Raw genomic sequence first — 16454 nt, forward strand, 5'->3', positions numbered from 1 at the left:
CTGACGGCCGCGTTCAATTCAGTGCGCCATGGTCATTTCTCACTGGAACCAGTGTTCACGTGCTTTCATGATCAACGCCTTAGCGGCATCCTCTCCCATCCCAGTCATCTCGACCAGTTCATCCACGGCCAGCTCGGCGAGTTCGTCGCGCGTCTGGATCTGATGTTCGGCCAGTTTCGCGAGCAGGTCGGCGTCCATGCCGTCCAGGCTCTTCAGGTCGAGCGCTACATTCTCGACCTTTTCTTCGTTCGCGATCGCCATCGTCAACAGCGCGTCGCGCGAGCGGTTGCGCAGTTCGTGAACGGTGTCTTCGTCGAATGCCTCGATTTCGAGCATTTCGTTGAGCGGCACGTAGGCGATCTCTTCGAGGCTCGTGAAGCCTTCGTCGATCAGGATGTCGGCGACTTCCTCGTCGACATCGAGACGCGCCATGAACAGGTCGCGCAGGACGCCGCGTTCCTGATTCTGCTTCTGCGCAGATTCGTCCGGCGTCATGATGTTGATCTGCCAGCCGGTGAGCTCGCTGGCAAGCCGCACGTTCTGGCCGCTGCGGCCGATCGCAACCGCGAGTTCGTTCTCGTCGACGACGACGTCCATCGAATGCTTTTCTTCATCGACGACGATCGACTGCACGGCTGCCGGCGCGAGCGCGCCGATCACGAACTGGGCGGGGTCTTCCGACCATAGCACGATGTCAACGTTTTCGCCACCGAGCTCGTTGCGTACGGCCTGCACGCGCGAGCCGCGAATACCGACGCAAGTGCCGATCGGATCGATGCGCTTGTCATAAGCCACCACGCCGATCTTCGCACGCACGCCCGGATCGCGAGCCGCCGCTTTGATCTCGAGCAGGCCCTGCTCGATTTCCGGCACTTCCATCTCGAACAGCTTCATCAGGAATTCCGGCGCCGTACGCGACAGCTCGATCTGCGGACCACGCGCAGTGCGGTCGACCTTCGCGATATACGCGCGCACGCGGTCGCCCACCCGAAGGTTTTCCTTCGGGATCAGCTGGTCGCGGCGCAGCAACGCTTCGACGCGGCCCGATTCGACGATGAAGTTGCCCTTGTCGAGACGCTTCACCGAGCCGGTCATGATGTGTTCGCCGCGCTCGAGGAAGTCGCTCAGGATCTGCTCGCGCTCGGCGTCGCGCACCTTCTGCAGGATCACCTGCTTGGCGGCCTGCGCGCCGATACGGCCGAATTCGATCGACGGAACCGGCTCCTCGATAAACTCGTCGAGCTGAATATCGGGCTGCTGCTCGCGCGCCTCGAACAGCAGAATTTCCTGATCCGGTTCCTGCAGACCTGCTTCGTCCGGCACCACCTTCCAGCGGCGAAACGTTTCGTGCTCGCCGCTTTCACGGTCGATGTGGACGCGGATGTCCGCATCTTCTTCGAAGAGTTTCTTGGAGGCCGAAGCGAGAGCCGCTTCGAGCGCGGCAAATACCACGTCCTTGTCGACATTCTTCTCGCGTGCCAGCGCATCCACCAGCATCAACACTTCGCGACTCATTGTTTGCGGCTCCTAAAGTCAACTTTCGGAACAAGGCGCGCCTTGTCCATGTCCGCGAGCGTGAAATCGAGCATCGCGGCACCTTCTTTTCCTTCAAATTCCAGACCGATCGTCTCGCCCTGCGGAGCATGCAAAATACCCCGGTACGACTTCCGACCGTCCAATGGCTTTTTCAGTGTGATAACCGCTTCGCTGCCCGCGAAACGTTCAAAATCCGCCAGTTTTTTCAGCGGGCGGTCGAGACCGGGCGACGATACTTCGAGCCGCTCGTAATCGATATTTTCGACCGTCAGAACGTGCTGGAGCTGACGCGTGACTTTCTCGCAGTCTTCGATTGCGATGCCGGCTGGCTGGTCGATATAGATACACAACATGCCGCGCCCGGTGCGCTCGAGATCGACGAGCTCGTAGCCGAGTCCCACGACCGTGGTTTCAATCAGTTCCGTCAGTTGCACAGTGCCCTCTTAGATGTTCGCGCAGCGAGCCTCGCCTCTTCTGCAAACAACCAATGCGGGCCGCGCGCCAAGCCGGCGCACGTTCGTGCGAACCCGAGATGCCGAACCACGATGAACTGAGCGGCAAAAAAAAATGGGCTGAACGCCCATCATCTTATTGCCGGTGGTCGCACCTGAGCCGCACATGATGAAACCGTACGCCCAGCGACTTCGCGATTGTAGCCATTTTTCGGCCCAAACGCAATCTGCGGAACGCCGGGCGACGCGCATTTCCGCTTGATTTGATAGGAATCTTTCGACAATGTGGCGGCAAATCCGGGCTTTTGCAAGGTCGCCCGAGCCGTCGGGAAAGGGAGCCGGTCGGGCCACGCCAATACTTTGCAGCGATGCGTCCTTTCGGTCTTCAGCGCAGTTTCGCACGGCGTTTGACGCATTGGAACGCCGCTCGAACGCGGCAAACGAGAGACGGCATAAAATCGCCAAAAACGATAAACGGCTCGGCCGGGAAGCACTCGACATTGCTAGTCAGTATGACTCCCGTGAGGCAATGGCTGGCCTGCCGTGAGAAATCAAGCGCGCGTTAGCATTGCAGCCAGAGCAGCACAGTGCGGACAAGGCCGCTTCCGGCGATTTCCGGCACGGAGGCCAGCATGGAACACGATAGCACGCTGTACGTCGGTCTCGATGTACATACACAAGGACTCGATCACAGTCGCGGATGCGCCGGGCCCGGGCGAAGTCGAACTGCTGGGCAAGATCGGCACGACGCAGGCGGATATCGATCACCTGTGCAGGCGCCTGCAGGCGAAAGCGCGGTACATCTGCGTTGTCTACGAGGCCGGTCCATGCGGCTTCGGACTTTACCGGCAGTTCGTGCAGAATAGATTCGGGTGCATGCGCGCCGGTGACCTCTCCGCAGTGTACGTGCCGAGCGAGGACGACGAAGCGTTCCGCGATCCGGCAGGGACGTGGGTGGCGCCAAAGACGACCTGAAGCGCGCACGGCAACGCGTGAAGGCCTTTCTACTCTCGCTTGGGACGAGTAACCCGCGACCAGGCTACGCAACGGACTACTGCATCCGACTTGCGGTTCTAGATAGCGGCAGGCTCATTGGGCGGACATCTGTAGTGCGGTACCCAACCCGCGGATATCAGCTTGATCCACCGTCGAAGCGTACTGCTACGCCGCCCTGAGGAAATTCCGGCAACATGAATTCGAAAAACTAAAAACCGATCCCGATTGACACCGGGAGTCATATCAGCCTGGCAGGTCACGCGAACTGCACGAAGGGTATGGCCGTTCAACGGCCACCCCTCAAACGCGGTACAGCGCCCCGCTCAACGGCCGCGCGAGCGACCGCGCGCCGTGCCGCCGCCACGATTCGCGCCGCCCGAACCCGCGTTGCCGCCAGCACGGTTGGCGTTGCCGCCACGATTGCCGCCCGGCCCTCGATTGCCGCCGCTGTTGCCGGCCGCGCTAGCCCGCTTGCCCCCAGTGCGCGCACGGTCGCCGTTGGGCGACGACGCGCGATTGCCGTCGACGTCGCGGCCGCGCTGCCCCCCGGCGCCGCGATTGCCCACACCGACACCAGAACCAGTGCCGCCCCCCATGCCCGCGCCGAAGCCACCACCCGCCGCGCCACGGCGACCCTGTCCGCGCGGCTGCTGCTCGAAGCGGCTGTGCGACATCAGCACCGGCTCGCGATTGATAAAGCCCATCGACGTCTGCATCGGATCCGGCTGACGACGCTCCGGCGCCGCATTGCGGCTACCGCGCTCCTCAGTCGGCGCCTTCAGGCCGACCGATGCCATCAGTGCGCGCACCTGATTGTCCTCGAGTTCTTCCCAGCGGCCGCGCTTCAGACCACGCGGCAGGGAGATCGGGCCATGGCGCGTACGGATCAGCCGGCTGACCATCAGGCCGGCCGCTTCGAACATGCGGCGTACCTCGCGATTCCGCCCTTCGGCGAGCGCGACGTGGTACCAGTGATTCGTGCCTTCGCCGCCGCCGTCGCGGATGCGCAGGAAATTCGCCGGGCCGTCCTCGAGTTCGACGCCGTTTAGCAACTTCTGACGCATACCCTCGGCGAGTTCGCCGACGACACGCACCGCGTATTCGCGCTCGACGCTATAACGCGGATGCATGAACCGGTTCGCGAGATCGCCCGAGGTGGTCAGCATCAGCAGACCTTCAGTGTTGAAGTCGAGACGCCCGACCGCGACCCACTTGGCGGTTTTCATCGGTGGCAGCTTGTCGAACACCGATGGACGGCCCTCCGGGTCCGCGTGGCTGACGATTTCGCCGGTCGGTTTGTGGTACAGCAGCACGCGCGGCGGCTTGCCGGCGACCTTGCGCTTGACCGGCTTGCCGTTGATGCGGACCTGGTCGGTCGGCATGATGCGCTGGCCGATGTGCGCCGGTTCGCCGTTCACCGACACGCGGCCGGCGATGATCAGCTCTTCCATGTCGCGGCGCGAGCCCATGCCCGCCTCGGCGAGCACCTTGTGCAGCTTCGGCGCGTCGTCATCGGGCGACAGCACGCGCTTCGGGACCGCTGCCTTGCCACGGCGCAGCATCGGCGCGCGTACGCCGCCAGTCGTGGTGTTGTCGGCATCGAATGCGGGCGACGTCACGTATGAGAACAGATCGTCCTGAGCTGACTCCGCGGTCGCATCGGCGCCGCGGCGATTCTGGCGCTGGCCCTCACGTTGACCTTCGCGCGGCTGACGTTCGCGCTGGTCTTCGCGTGACGCGCCCTCGCGCTTCGCGCCGCCGGCGTTACGACGCCCGCCCTGTTTCGCACCCGCGTCCTTGCGCGGCGTGCGGACCAGGGCGACGACCTCGCCGTCCGGCGGCGTTTCGGCGACGACCTGCGCGCCTTGCGCGGGCGCGCCCTCGGCTGCCTTCGTCTTCGCGCCGGCGCGGCGTCGCGCGATCAGGCTGCGCGGCCCGCGACGCAGACCGCGGCGGGGGCGCTCTTCGCCCTCTGCTTCCGCGCCATGAGCCGGGCGCTCGCCCTCGCCTGTCGACGCTTGCGTAGTGCGTTCGTCGGTCCGTGCCGACGGCACGGGGCGCTCGGATTCGGACGAATCGGTGTCGTGGGTATGTGTCAAAACAACCTCAAAATGTCAGGTCGCGCGCGCCCGTTGCGGGCGCGGCAAAAAAGTTCGGTTACGTCAGGCGCTGCGCGACTCGGTTTCGTCGTCGGTCAGAAAACCTGCGTCCTGCGCGGCATCGCGGCGATCCTCGGGATCGTCGTGCGCCGCCTCGATCGGGTTCCGCTCGGCAGCGTGCTCCGTATTGCGAGCTACGCCCGAGCCGTGCGCGGGGGTTGCCGGATCGGTCTGGGCGACCGGATCGTAATGCTGTGCCGAGCCGGCGACGCTGGTCTGCGCTGCCGTGGGTGCCGGTTCGGGCTGTTGTTCCGTGTCGTGCGGCGCGCTCGACGCGTCTGGCGCATTCGTCGTGCCGGCCGGCCCGCTCGCTTCCGCACGGGGCTCCGGTTCGAGCGTCGACTCGGCTACCGTCTCGGGCGGCGCTGCTTCAAATCCCGACGCGGCGTGCTGCGCCGCTTCCGGCGGAGCCGGCTCGCCAGCCTCAGCCGCCATGTCGTGCCCGGCATCCTGCACCGGCTGCTGCAGGCTTTGCGCGTCGCCCTCGGCAAACTCGATCGCGTGCTGACCCAGCAGATCCGCGTTCAGTTGTGCGGACGGATCGGCAAGCGGAGGCAACTCGTCAAGGGCCGTTAGGCCAAGGTCATCGAGGAACTGGCGCGTGGTCGCATACAGCGCCGGACGCCCCGGCACGTCGCGATGACCGATCACCTCGATCCAGCCGCGATCCTCGAGCTGCTTGACGACCTGCGTATTCACCGTCACACCGCGAATTTCTTCGATATCGCCCCGCGTCACCGGTTGCCGGTAGGCAATGATCGCGAGCGTTTCGAGCACCGCGCGCGAATACTTCGGCGGTTTTTCCGGATGCAGCCGATCCAGGTACGAACGCATCGCGGGCTTGCTTTGAAACCGCCAGCCCGACGCCAGCCCGACCAGCTCCACACCGCGCCCAGACCAGTCCCGCTTCAGGTCTTCGAGCAAGGTCCGAACAGTGTCAGCCGACACGCCGTCGGCAAAGAGCTTGCGCAATTCGCCGAGCTTTAACGGCTCCTGCGCGCAGATCAAGGCAGTCTCGAGGACGATCTTCGCCTCTTGGGTATTCATGCAGCTAGGTCAGACCCTGTGGTCAAAGAACCGGATCAAACAGACGATGTGGAACTGAAGACGCGCTCGCCCGATTTTGATCGGTCATATTGATGGGAGCACGCACCGGGGGGTGGCGAACAGACTTATCGAGCCAGACCCAGCCGGACGGAGCGGCGATATTCCTGAAAGGAATCGCGTGACTGAGCGCCATATTACGCAAAAACGACCGGGGCGTAAAGCCGCGATCTGCCCTGCATCTTCCGCTGCGGCGCTGACCGGTGTGGCCGCGCCCGCCCGGGTCGAGTGGCCAGCAAGAAGATTCTCACGATTCGCGGCTTTTCGCCACTCGCGGCGCGGAGCGCGGGGGGCGTACGAGGCCGCATGCTCAGGCACCGGCGTGGCGCGCCAGAAACCGCGTCAAGCGCTCGACGCCGGTATCGAGCCGCACCGTATCGCACGCGTAGCACCAGCGCACGAATCCCTCGCCCTGCGGCCCGAACGCGCTGCCTGGTGCCACGCCGAGCCCGACCTCCCGCACCATCGCCTTGCACAAATCGAGACTGCGCGTCGAGCCCGGCATCGAGAAGAACAGATACATCGCGCCCAGCGGGGCCTTCACATCGACGCCGGGAACCGCCGACAGCGCGCGCACCAGATGATCGCGCGACGTCCTCAGATCGCGCACCAGCTGCTGCGTAAAACGCTCCCCCTGCTGGAGCGCCGCGATGCCCGCCTGCTGCACGAACGACGGCGCGCACGAAGTGTTGTACTCGACCAGCTTCGCCAGGTCGTCCATCAACGCGGTCGGCGCGACGATCCAGCCGAGCCGCCACCCCGTCATCAGCCAGGCTTTCGAGAACGAATTCACGCAGATCACGCGTTCGTCGCGTGTCGCGAGGTCGAGAAACGATGGCGCGGTGCGCACACCGGCCGCCTGGGCGGCGTCGTCGCCGGGATAGTAGAGCCGCTCATAGACCTCGTCTGCGACGATCCAGATGCCGTGCCGCCGGCATTGTTCGAGCACGCTGCGCTGGTCGTCGCGATTCATCACCCAGCCGGTCGGGTTGTTCGGCGAGTTGATCATCAGCATCTTCGTGTCAGGCGTCAGCGCGGTCAGCAATTGCCCGACGTCGAGCTCCCAGCCGCGTTCCCCGTAGCCGAGCGCGACGGTTTCGACATGCGCGCCGAGAATCTTCGGGATTTCGACCAGATTCGGCCATAGCGGCGTCACCGCGACGACGCGGTCGCCGACGCCGACCACCAGCTGCGCGGCGAGCATCAGCGCGTTGACGCCCGCGCTCGTGACCGCGACGTGCTCGGGCGACGTCGCCCCGTGCAACTCGCTGACGTAGCCCGCGAGTGCCGCGCGCAATGGCGCGATGCCGAGATTGTGCGTGTAAAACGTCGCGCCGGCGGCGAGCGCAGCGCTCGCGGCGTCGCGGATGAATGCGGGTGTGACGCGATCGGACTCGCCGAACCAGAACGGCAGCACGTCGTCGACGCCGAAACCAGCGTTCGCGACTTCACGGATTTGCGATGGACGCAGCGCGCGTACGACGTCGCGCGCAGTCGGGATGGAGGGCACGGGCAGGTCCAATTCGCTCATCGAGGCTTCCGGGTGGGTGAAGGATAAGAGGCTCGGGGCGCAACCGCGAAGGCGTGCGCGATGAAGGTGGTAGTTTAGCGGACCGGGTAACCGGACAGCGGCGAAGCGAGTAGCAGTAGGCAGCGTGTGGGCGGCGGGCCGCGCCCGGCGCCAATCCACCAGTCGGACGGATCGCACGCGATCCCTCCCGTTAATTCAACTCCTCGGCCCGGCCCGGCGACTGGCGGATCAGATTCCACACCGCCTCGGCCGCGGGCGACAGCGACCGGTCGCGCCGCCGCACCAGTTCGACGCGGCGTTCCGCTCGCGGCACCAGCGGACGCGCGACCAGCGCCGCCCCCGCCGGCAGCGGCAGCGCGAGCCACGGCAGCACGCTGATCCCGACGCCCGCCTCGACGAGCCCGAACACCGTCGCCGAATGGCCGAGTTCCTGCACCACGGTAGCGTTCACGCCCTGCGCCTGCATCACGGCATCGATGAGGGGGCGGCTGCCGGACGCATAATCGAGCATCACGAGTTGCTCGCCGTCGAGGTCCTTCCACGTAACCTGCTTGCGCGCGGCGAGCCGGTGATCGTCACGCGACACGATGCAGAACGAGTCCGTCATCAGCGTCTCGCTGAGCAGATCGTCGTCGGAGAACGGGCCGATGATCACACCGAAGTCCACTTCACCCGACTTCACCTTGCGCACTACGTCGCTTTGCACGTCGTCGCGCAGCCCAAGCGTCACATAAGGAAACTGCTGTCCGCACGACGCGACTACGCGCGGCATCAGCCGGCACGCGACGGTCGGGCTCGCCGCGACCACCACGCGTCCGCGGCGCTGCTCGCCGATTTCGCGGATCTCGCGCAACGCGTCGTCGAGATCCGACAGCAGTCGCGACACGCTCGACACGAGGTTGCCGCCTACGTCGGTTAGTTGCACTTCGCGCGTCGTGCGATCGATGAGCTTCAGGCCGATCTCGCTTTCGAGCTCGCGCACGCAGCGACTGACCGCCGACTGCGTGAGCCCGATTTCGTCGCCGGCCCGACTGAAGCTTTGCAAGCGCCCCACCTCGATGAAAACCCTGAGCTGTCGCAGCGTTACATTCATTTGCTCACCTCATCAATAGCTTGGTTTGATGCGCATTGTACGGCCAAATCCATGCGGCATAGCACTGTCCACGCGGTCGCTGCAATGCAGCAAAAAGGCGCGGATGCACGCCGGCCGGGCCTATCTGCCCAAGATTGGTGATTGTCCCGATTTGCGAGATGGGTTTTTTGGATTCTTATACGGCCCTGATTGGCGCCCGCGTTGGCCCGCCGCCACGGGGCTTTCAGGCAATCGGCAGCAAATTGGCACACTTCGTGCGTTGTGAAACGCACAGGGTCGGCGCCATGATTTCCGATGGCAATCCGTGGCAAGCCGGTCCCCTTTGGCACTCGCCCATCGAGTGCGTGAAGAGTGCGCGGCGCGGGGCAGCGCACCGGAGTTAGCTTCGCTGAGGTGAAACATGATGCTGTTCGACGATTTAAGAGATAACGAGTGGGCGCTGGTCGAGGCTTTGTTCTGCGCCGAGCCGGCGCGCAGCGAACGGCGCGGTCGACCGCGCGTGGAAGCTCGGGCGGTGGTCAACGCCGTGCTTTGGGTCTTGTCGACAGGCGAAGGCTGGTCCAAGTTGCCGGGCCGCTACCCGTCCCCGCCGACTTGCCGCCGGCGCTTCGACGAGTGGCAAGCCGATGGCACGCTCGCTGAAATTGTGAAACGGCTTGGCACGAGCGGCCGCGAAATCTCGCTGCGCGGCCGGATCGGCGCAACGGCCGCGAAACCGCCAGCACCGCCGAGCCGCGACCGTCTACGCGGCGCGTTCTGGACCAATCCGGAATCGTGGCGCGCGCCGGTCAAGATGGCCTGACGCGAAACTACGCTGTCACCGGGCGCCTGTGGGCGCCCGGTTTTTTATCGAGCCGACTTTTCGACGATTGCTTGCGCGCCCACGACGCGCCAGTATTTGACGGTCGCCTCGAGACGCTGCCTTTCCCCTTCGCGCGCCCCCTTTCGTCGCGCCTCCCGCATGACCGCCACAGCGCTCCTTGCGCGCTGCCTCAGACTCCCAAACTACCCGATAGCTCCGCGTGAAACATCCATTTACTATTAATTACAGCGTCCTTTCGTACCCCGGCATACTTTAATACTTATGCAAACAGGCCTTGAGTCGACCGGCTCAAGGTTGAGGGGGATTTCGGAATGAAACCAATGTCACTGCTGTTGTGCGGCATTGTGATTTCATCGATGGCCGCGCCCGCAATTGCGCAACAACGCCCGCAAGGGTGGAACTGGCGCCCGGACCGCCAAGCCACGCTGGAAGCGCGGCAGCAAAGCGAGGCCCATAATCGCGACTTCACGCCGCCGACGCCGCGTGGCGATCTCCGCGGCGATATCGCCAGCAATGTGCGGGCACGGCCCGATGCGCCGCGTGAGGATCAGCGGCGGCGTTGATTTAGTAAGTCGTAGCTCCGGACGGCGCGGGGCGCGACGCGGTGCCCACTATCTTGCATCGCGCACTTACGATTGGGGAACCACCGGACACAGTACCGGTCTGACTCAACGCCATTAGCACAGCGTGGCAGTAGTAATTCCGGTATGCCCGTATCTTCGTGATACGGGCTTTTTTTCGCCCTCGAGGCGTTGATGGCATGAAAGGCGCGCAACGGCCTGCGCGGATCGCGTCGCCGCCTCGTCGATGGGGAAGCCGAGATTCGCCCCCGGACGCGCACCGCGACCGGTCGACGTTAGCGACGGCCCGCCGAGGGGGTGACAGGCCCAGGCGGACCGTGACTCAGTTCAGATAAGCGATGAACCTTGAGCTAAGACCTGACTTCGGCTGTCGCGGCGGACTGCGGTTCGGCCGCGCCGAGAACATAATCGTTCATCCGTTGCGCTGTCCATGTGAGCAGACGCTCGTCGTGCTCGAGCCGCGCAAACTCCGCTTTGCCGCGTTCGGTGAGCACGGCGATGTCGACGGGAGCATGAAAGCCTGGCGCCGGTGCGACGGTTCGCTGGCGAACGGTGTCCATCAGCCCCAGCGCGCGAAGATATTGGAAGACACCCGGCCTTCTGGCCCAGGGAACCTGACGATATTGCGCTCGCCGCAGCGCTTCAAGTACCGCTTCGTTGGAATACGTGGTCATCTCACTTCTTTCTTAAAGTGCAGCTATGACACATTCATGCCCACGCGTCACTGCGCCACCGGCGACGCGCGTAGCACCCGCTCCTGGTCAGAAGCTCGCCGCCTGTCTGACAGCGGATTTCCGCCAGGTGCTGCCTGGTCTCGTTTTCGGAACCCCCGTCAGAACGGCATGTTAGCGTTCTCTCCATGAACCGACGATGCAACCGCCGCGGCGCGATGGCAGGCCCGTGGATTTGTCCCGAAAGACATACGTTACCCCATTTAAATTGATTCTATTCACTTTATTAGCGCTTTTTTTTGCAGCAATCGTGCTATGGAAACGTGCGCGCCGGCCGCTCATCGTCTGCATGATCGCGTTGTTCTGGCTGCTCGCGGCCGGCTGGCTGACCGCGCCACTGCTCGACCTGGCGCAGCCGCAACGACAGAGCGCCACGGCCGCCACCTTCGCGCCACGCACCGCGATCATCATGCTCGGCGGCGGCACGATCTACGACCACGACCACGTGCTGGTGCCACCGCGCGACGTACTCTCGCGCATCGAGGTCAGCGCGCAGAACTACGCGGCCTGCAAGCGCACGGCGAGCACGTGCCGGGTGATAGTAAGCGGCGGCAATCCGCAGCGGCATAGCGCGACCGAAGCCGACACCTACCTGCCCTATCTGCTGCGTCAGCACGTGGCGCGCTCGGACATCGTGCTCGAGCAAAGCAGCCGCACGACCTATGAGAACGCGCGCAACGTCTCGGTTATTGTCGGTCAATCACATTACGACACGTTGATACTCGTGACCTCCGCGTATCAAATGCCGCGTGCGCTGCTCGATTTTCAGTGCTTCGGCGTCGAGCCGCAGCCGCAGATTTCGAGCGCGCGGCGCGCGCGGATCGGCGTGCTGCCGCGCTTCGCCAATCTCGTGGCCGCGGAGATAGCGTTGCATGAGCTAATCGGCCTCGCGCAATTTCACCTGTATCGCGCGATCGGCTGGTTCTGACGAACGATGTCGGCCGCTCCGCTCTCGGACTCAAGGACGTCGCGTTTATTCAACCAGCGTTCAGCTATTACAAAACGTAACAAGTGTTGAGCACGGTTACAAAGCCATCGGCTGGAGAAGAGTTTGCTCGATAGAATGCATTGTCTTTCCCACTGGACAGGCAATACTCGGGTCCACCACCATTCTACGGAGGTAACGATGAAGAAAGTGTCCATGGCGATCCTGGTTTCTTTGTGTGCCGCAGCCGGCGCGGCTTACGCGCAGGACAACGGCATCACGACGAGCACCGATCCGGCGAAGGCCGCCGACGTCGAGCAGCGTGCGCAAGATTTGCAAAACCGCGAGCAGTCGATGGGAAGCGCACCCGCCGCGCCGGCCAAGCATCACAAGATGGCTCCGCATCATCCGAAGAAGGGTGCCGACGCGTCGGGCACCTGAGCAACTTCGCGGATCTCGCCTCGCGGCCTCGTCGTGAAGGTGAAAAAGCCGAAGCTGGCAGCGCCGGTTTCGGCTTTTTTATTTGTGCGACCCGCTCGTTGCTGGCAAGGTAGTCCGAGCGCGCACCGGCTTGGCCAGCCGCCGGCGCACTGCTTTCTGTATGCTAAAGTCGCGCACCGACCGGCGAGCCGCCGGCATCCCCTAACCCGTGCGCACCTTGGTGCGGAGGACAGTATGAGCAATATACAGCTTGATATCGAATGGACCGAAGCAGCATCTCGCAAGATCGAAAAACTGATGCCGCGTGGCGGTCAGGAAGCGTACCTCGCGCTGCCGCCCGTCGAATGCCTGCCGATGGAAGGCGACGTGCTGTTTCTCGGCCCGGCTGGCAAGCAGCAGCCGTTCATCGTCGCGGAGCGCCAGTATCACCATGAAGGCGACGCCGACTGGACCATCATCCTGATTCTCGATGTCCCGCAAGCAACCCACTGATCGCTGACGGCGCGCCGGCGGCCTCAGGGCCGCCTCACCTGTCCAGCGTGTCCGCGCGCCGCTGACGCCCACGCCCGAATTCAGGCGATCTTCGACACCACGCGAATCTCCGCGTGCTCGATCCAATCCGCAGCCGCCTTCTTATAAGCCTGGATATGCGCGGATTTCGCATGCGCCGCGAGCGCATCCTGGCTTTCCCACCGCTCGATGAACACGAACCGGCGCGGCTCCTGCACGTCGCGGTGCAAGTCGTACTGCAGCACACCCGCTTCTTTGCGCGTCGGTCCGACGATGCCTTCGAGGGCCTCCCTCAACCGCTCCTCATGTCCCGCTTTCGCCACCGAAATTGCGACAACCGCGATTTCCGCCATGCCCGATCTCCTATTTTCGAAATTCAGCAGCATACCCGCCGATCGCTGAACCTGCCGGCGAGGGCGCCGGCCAGCATAGCGACGCACGAATCTCGCCTCTGCCCGCCATGCCGCACCACCGTCACGTCGCGCCAGAATCCGCCCGGCAGAGCAGTGACAAGCCCGCCGCCCGAATGGCCACATCAGCGCCTACAGCGGCACTAGCATGTGAGCACCGTGGGCGCCTGGAGTTTGGCGGGCGACCACTGGGCGCCCTGCTACCCTCGGCTTGGTACGGCAACTGATTGCGATTGAGAATCGGTTTCGCGCGTGTCAGGCGCGCGGGACGCTCCGGCGCATTACCGCAACGGATTCCCGCACGGCCGTAGGCAGCCGTTTTGCAGACAATTTTCGCGCCCATGAGTTTGTGATAACCCGCACATTGTCGCGCGCTGCAAACTGCTAGACTCAATCTGACCAATTCGCCGGAGTCCAGCGTGGCTGGTACCGCCCTCCGTGTTCGCGGGACGCATTCGTTTCGTTCCGGCGGCGCTTCGGGTGTGCGAGCGCTGCGCGCCGAATGGGTTTGCGTGCCCCTTCATTCCCTTGCCGCAACGATCCCATGTCAGCTCTCGTGCCCGCTTCTATGCCATCCGTCAGCGAATTGACCGTGAGCGGCCTGCTCCCGCACCTGGTCCGCGGCGAGTCGGGCTGGACCGCGACCTGGCGCGCGTTGACATTGCACAGCGTGTTCCAGCCGGTGCTGTCGGTCACGCATCAGTGCGTGGTCGGGTACGAGGGGCTGTTGCGCGCGTTCGATCCCGTCGGTCTGCCCGTCTCGCCCGAAGTATTGTTCTCCCGCACGCGCTCGGCCGCCGAAGCGCGCGAACTCGATCGCATCGCGCGCTGCCTGCATGTGGCGAACTTCATGGAGCAAGGCATCAGCACCGGGTGGCTATTTCTGAACACGCGCCCGCAGGTGTTCGAAACCGGCTGGCCGCAGCGCGCTTTCATCGACGAGTTGTCCGCGCATTTCGGGCTGCCGCAGGAGCGCATCGTGATCGAAGTGCTCGAGCAGCCCGCCGACGATGAATCCGCCGTCGCCAGCATGCTCGCCGCCTCGCAGCCGCGCGATTTTCTGATCGCGATCGACGACTTCGGCACCGGCTTCTCGAACTTCGATCGCGTGTGGCGCTTCCGCCCCGACATCGTCAAACTCGACCGCTCGCTCGTCGCGCGCGCGGGCAAGCGCGAGGGCGACGAATCGATGATCAGCCATCTGATCGCGATGCTGCATCAGTCGGGCACGCTCGTGCTCGCCGAAGGCGTCGAAACCGATGAAGAGCTGATGATCCTGATGCAGGCCGACGTCGATTTCGTGCAGGGGTTCTGGTTCGGTCAGCCAAAGAGCAGCGTGCTGGCCGCCTGCACGAAGGTGCCTGCGCTCGTCGCGTCGATCTGGAGCAAGTTCGCCGAGTACGAGCGTGCGCACGCCGGCCACCAGCGGCTCGGGTTCGAGGGCTTCGCGGAAGCTGTGCTGACCGCCGTCGACACCTACAAGGCGACCGGTGACCTCGAACAGGCCGCGCAAAAGATCTGGCATCTGCCCGAAGCGCGCCGCGTGTTCCTCACCGACGGCCTGGGCGAGCAGACCCAGCCTTCGGTGACGGCGGCGTCGGTCCCGCCGCCTCCGAAGCGGCTCGCGCCGCTCTATACGGAGACGCGCAGCAACTGGTCGCGTCGCGCGTATTTCCGGCACGCGCTCGCGGCGCCGGGCCGTGTCGCGATGATGGGGCCGCATTATTCGCTCGCCGATGGTCAGGACTGCTACACCGCGGCGATCGCGTTCGAGCGCGACGGCACGCACGTGCTGTGCGTCGACTTCGTGCCGGAGGCGTCGCCGCCGGATGTGCGCACCGGCAGACGCGGCGCCAGGCGTTAGCGACCCGCGCCGCTACTCCTCCACGCGGCCGCGCCCCGACTTGACCTCGCCGCGCCTGGCCTTGCTGTCGAGCCGCCGCAGGTTCGACGCGCGGGTCGGCCGCGTCGCGACCCGATGCTTGCGGGTCACGCTGACGCTTTCGATCAGTTCATCGAGCCGCGCGAGCGCCGCCGCGCGGTTCATCTCCTGGGTCCGATGCTCCTGCGCCTTGATGATCACGACGCCGTCGCGCGTGAGCCGGTGGTCGGACAGCGCGAGCAGACGCATCTTCAGCACTTCCGGCAACGACGAGGCACGCACGTCGAAACGCAGATGGATCGCGCTCGATACCTTGTTGACGTTCTGACCACCCGCCCCCTGCGCGCGCACGGCGGTCAATTCGATTTCGTTGGGCGGGATCGGATAGCGGAATGTCATTGGTAGTAGGGAAGGAAGATGCGTCAGTGTACAAGCGCTCGACGCGAGATGCCCGAGGTGGCCAGACCCGCGCCTGCGCGCCCGGTGCAGTGCCCGGCGGCAGCGGCTCGCGAACGCTACAAAAAACCATTGCGTCGGCCCGACCGGTTGATCGATCCTGGCTCTTTCGCTTACGGCGTAAATTCATATGAAAATCCGTCCCGGTTTCGTGCTCGAATTGGCCGTCAACTTTCTGCTGCCGTGGCTTGCTTACCGGCTCGCGTTGCCGCGTGTGGGCGAGACCGGTGCGCTGATCGCGTCCGCCGTGCCGCCGCTCGTGTGGAGCGCGATCGAGCTCGCGCGCTTCAGGCGCGTCGATGCGCTCAGCGTGATGGTGGTGGCGGGCATCGTGCTGTCGGTCGCGGCCATGGCGCTCGGGGGCAGTCCGCGCATGCTGCTGTTGCGCGAGTCGCTGGTGTCCGGCGCGGTCGGCGTCGTTTTCCTGCTGTCGCTGCCGATGCGTCGTCCGCTGATCTTCTACCTCGCGCGCGCGACGGTCGCGCGCGAAATGGAAGGCGGCGCCGCGCATTTCGAGGCGCTATGGCGCGAGCGCCCCGGTCTCCCCACCGCGATGCGAACCATGACGCTCGTGTGGGGCATTGGGCTGACCGCCGAAACCGCGCTACGCGCGTGGATGGCGCTGACGTGGCCGATCGAACGCTTCCTCGTCGTGTCGCCCTTTATCGGCTACGGCATCTACGCGGGACTCGCGCTGTGGACACTGTGGTATCGCAGGACGATGCGCAGCCGCGTCGAGGCCATCGAGCGGGCGAGCGGGGTTGCCGGTTGAGCGCCGCTCGCACCACAAGTCCGCCACTTCGCTTTTTCTGCCTCCCGTCGCG

General features: G+C 64.6%; 15 protein-coding genes and 2 pseudogenes. 8 read left to right on the forward strand and 9 right to left on the reverse strand.

What is annotated here, in order from left to right:
* Positions 1-39: 39 nt before the first annotated feature.
* Entirely contained in the window at positions 40-1515 is a 1476-nt protein-coding gene (gene nusA, locus OKW45_RS24620) for a transcription termination factor NusA (protein ID WP_018418361.1), read from the reverse strand.
* On the reverse strand, positions 1512-1970 hold the full coding sequence (rimP, locus tag OKW45_RS24625; protein ID WP_006052964.1) for a ribosome maturation factor RimP: 459 nt from the start codon (positions 1968-1970) through the stop codon (positions 1512-1514). The genes nusA and rimP overlap by 4 nt, the downstream gene beginning before the upstream one ends.
* A gap of 650 nt (positions 1971-2620) precedes the next feature.
* On the opposite strand from rimP, the pseudogene OKW45_RS24630 reads away from it, so the two are divergent.
* A pseudogene (locus OKW45_RS24630) lies at positions 2621-3007 on the forward strand (transposase); the annotation flags it as partial.
* A gap of 300 nt (positions 3008-3307) precedes the next feature.
* On the opposite strand, the gene rluB reads toward OKW45_RS24630, so the two are convergent.
* The 4 genes from rluB to OKW45_RS24650 form a co-directional block, all read right to left on the reverse strand.
* Positions 3308-5083 carry a 23S rRNA pseudouridine(2605) synthase RluB gene (gene rluB / locus OKW45_RS24635; protein WP_429471683.1) on the reverse strand — a complete coding sequence of 592 codons (1776 nt, stop codon included), beginning with the start codon at positions 5081-5083 and terminating at the stop codon, positions 3308-3310.
* A gap of 63 nt (positions 5084-5146) precedes the next feature.
* Positions 5147-6190, reverse strand: a complete 1044-nt coding sequence (scpB, locus tag OKW45_RS24640) for an SMC-Scp complex subunit ScpB (protein WP_429471685.1) — start codon at positions 6188-6190, stop codon at positions 5147-5149.
* Positions 6191-6557: 367 nt separating this feature from the next.
* A complete protein-coding gene (locus OKW45_RS24645; protein WP_429471687.1) occupies positions 6558-7778 on the reverse strand; it encodes a pyridoxal phosphate-dependent aminotransferase in 1221 nt (406 codons plus the stop codon).
* A gap of 190 nt (positions 7779-7968) precedes the next feature.
* On the reverse strand, positions 7969-8871 hold the full coding sequence (locus OKW45_RS24650) for a LysR family transcriptional regulator (RefSeq protein ID WP_018418366.1): 903 nt from the start codon (positions 8869-8871) through the stop codon (positions 7969-7971).
* Between the two features lie 403 nt (positions 8872-9274).
* Here OKW45_RS24650 and OKW45_RS24655 point away from each other — a divergent pair.
* Together OKW45_RS24655 and OKW45_RS24660 are read left to right on the forward strand one after the other, a co-directional pair.
* Positions 9275-9670: pseudogene (locus OKW45_RS24655) on the forward strand (transposase); the annotation flags it as partial.
* A 335-nt stretch (positions 9671-10005) separates the two neighbouring features.
* Positions 10006-10257, forward strand: a complete 252-nt coding sequence (locus OKW45_RS24660; RefSeq protein WP_429471689.1) for a hypothetical protein — start codon at positions 10006-10008, stop codon at positions 10255-10257.
* Positions 10258-10625: 368 nt separating this feature from the next.
* Here the strand turns inward: OKW45_RS24660 and OKW45_RS24665 are convergent, their stop codons facing one another.
* Positions 10626-10949, reverse strand: a complete 324-nt coding sequence (locus tag OKW45_RS24665) for a hypothetical protein (RefSeq protein WP_018418368.1) — start codon at positions 10947-10949, stop codon at positions 10626-10628.
* 265 nt (positions 10950-11214) lie between these two features.
* On the opposite strand from OKW45_RS24665, the gene OKW45_RS24670 reads away from it, so the two are divergent.
* The 3 genes from OKW45_RS24670 to OKW45_RS24680 all read left to right on the forward strand — a co-directional run bounded on the left by OKW45_RS24670 (position 11215) and on the right by OKW45_RS24680 (position 12864).
* On the forward strand, positions 11215-11934 hold the full coding sequence (locus tag OKW45_RS24670; RefSeq protein WP_429471691.1) for a YdcF family protein: 720 nt from the start codon (positions 11215-11217) through the stop codon (positions 11932-11934).
* Positions 11935-12132: 198 nt separating this feature from the next.
* Complete coding sequence (locus OKW45_RS24675; protein WP_018418370.1) at positions 12133-12372, forward strand: hypothetical protein; 240 nt, start codon at positions 12133-12135, stop codon at positions 12370-12372.
* 234 nt (positions 12373-12606) lie between these two features.
* A complete protein-coding gene (locus tag OKW45_RS24680) occupies positions 12607-12864 on the forward strand; it encodes a hypothetical protein (protein WP_018418371.1) in 258 nt (85 codons plus the stop codon).
* Between the two features lie 80 nt (positions 12865-12944).
* On the opposite strand, the gene OKW45_RS24685 is transcribed toward OKW45_RS24680, so the two are convergent.
* Entirely contained in the window at positions 12945-13235 is a 291-nt protein-coding gene (locus OKW45_RS24685) for a putative quinol monooxygenase (protein WP_429471693.1), read from the reverse strand.
* Positions 13236-13860: 625 nt separating this feature from the next.
* On the opposite strand from OKW45_RS24685, the gene OKW45_RS24690 reads away from it, so the two are divergent.
* Positions 13861-15156, forward strand: a complete 1296-nt coding sequence (locus OKW45_RS24690) for an EAL domain-containing protein (RefSeq protein WP_429473351.1) — start codon at positions 13861-13863, stop codon at positions 15154-15156.
* A 12-nt stretch (positions 15157-15168) separates the two neighbouring features.
* Here the strand turns inward: OKW45_RS24690 and arfB are convergent, their stop codons facing one another.
* Complete coding sequence (gene arfB, locus OKW45_RS24695) at positions 15169-15573, reverse strand: alternative ribosome rescue aminoacyl-tRNA hydrolase ArfB (protein ID WP_018418374.1); 405 nt, start codon at positions 15571-15573, stop codon at positions 15169-15171.
* Between the two features lie 187 nt (positions 15574-15760).
* Between arfB and OKW45_RS24700 the strand changes: the two genes are divergently transcribed.
* Entirely contained in the window at positions 15761-16402 is a 642-nt protein-coding gene (locus tag OKW45_RS24700; RefSeq protein ID WP_429471695.1) for a VC0807 family protein, read from the forward strand.
* Positions 16403-16454 lie beyond the last annotated feature (52 nt).

The organism is Paraburkholderia lebeckiae (assembly GCF_050436225.1).
In the GTDB taxonomy this organism is placed as follows: Bacteria; Pseudomonadota; Gammaproteobacteria; order Burkholderiales; family Burkholderiaceae; genus Paraburkholderia; species Paraburkholderia tuberum.

Bases quoted from the DNA above. Each gene is read 5' to 3' on its own strand.
- nusA (WP_018418361.1), bottom strand. From the start codon at position 1,515: ATGAGTCGCGAAGTGTTGATGCTGGTGGATGCGCTGGCACGCGAGAAG.
- scpB (WP_429471685.1), bottom strand. From the start codon at position 6,190: ATGAATACCCAAGAGGCGAAGATCGTCCTCGAGACTGCCTTGATCTGC.
- OKW45_RS24645 (WP_429471687.1), bottom strand. From the start codon at position 7,778: ATGAGCGAATTGGACCTGCCCGTGCCCTCCATCCCGACTGCGCGCGAC.
- OKW45_RS24650 (WP_018418366.1), bottom strand. From the start codon at position 8,871: ATGAATGTAACGCTGCGACAGCTCAGGGTTTTCATCGAGGTGGGGCGC.
- OKW45_RS24660 (WP_429471689.1), top strand. From the start codon at position 10,006: ATGAAACCAATGTCACTGCTGTTGTGCGGCATTGTGATTTCATCGATG.
- OKW45_RS24665 (WP_018418368.1), bottom strand. From the start codon at position 10,949: ATGACCACGTATTCCAACGAAGCGGTACTTGAAGCGCTGCGGCGAGCG.
- OKW45_RS24675 (WP_018418370.1), top strand. From the start codon at position 12,133: ATGAAGAAAGTGTCCATGGCGATCCTGGTTTCTTTGTGTGCCGCAGCC.
- OKW45_RS24680 (WP_018418371.1), top strand. From the start codon at position 12,607: ATGAGCAATATACAGCTTGATATCGAATGGACCGAAGCAGCATCTCGC.
- OKW45_RS24685 (WP_429471693.1), bottom strand. From the start codon at position 13,235: ATGGCGGAAATCGCGGTTGTCGCAATTTCGGTGGCGAAAGCGGGACAT.
- OKW45_RS24690 (WP_429473351.1), top strand. From the start codon at position 13,861: ATGCCATCCGTCAGCGAATTGACCGTGAGCGGCCTGCTCCCGCACCTG.
- arfB (WP_018418374.1), bottom strand. From the start codon at position 15,573: ATGACATTCCGCTATCCGATCCCGCCCAACGAAATCGAATTGACCGCC.
- OKW45_RS24700 (WP_429471695.1), top strand. From the start codon at position 15,761: ATGAAAATCCGTCCCGGTTTCGTGCTCGAATTGGCCGTCAACTTTCTG.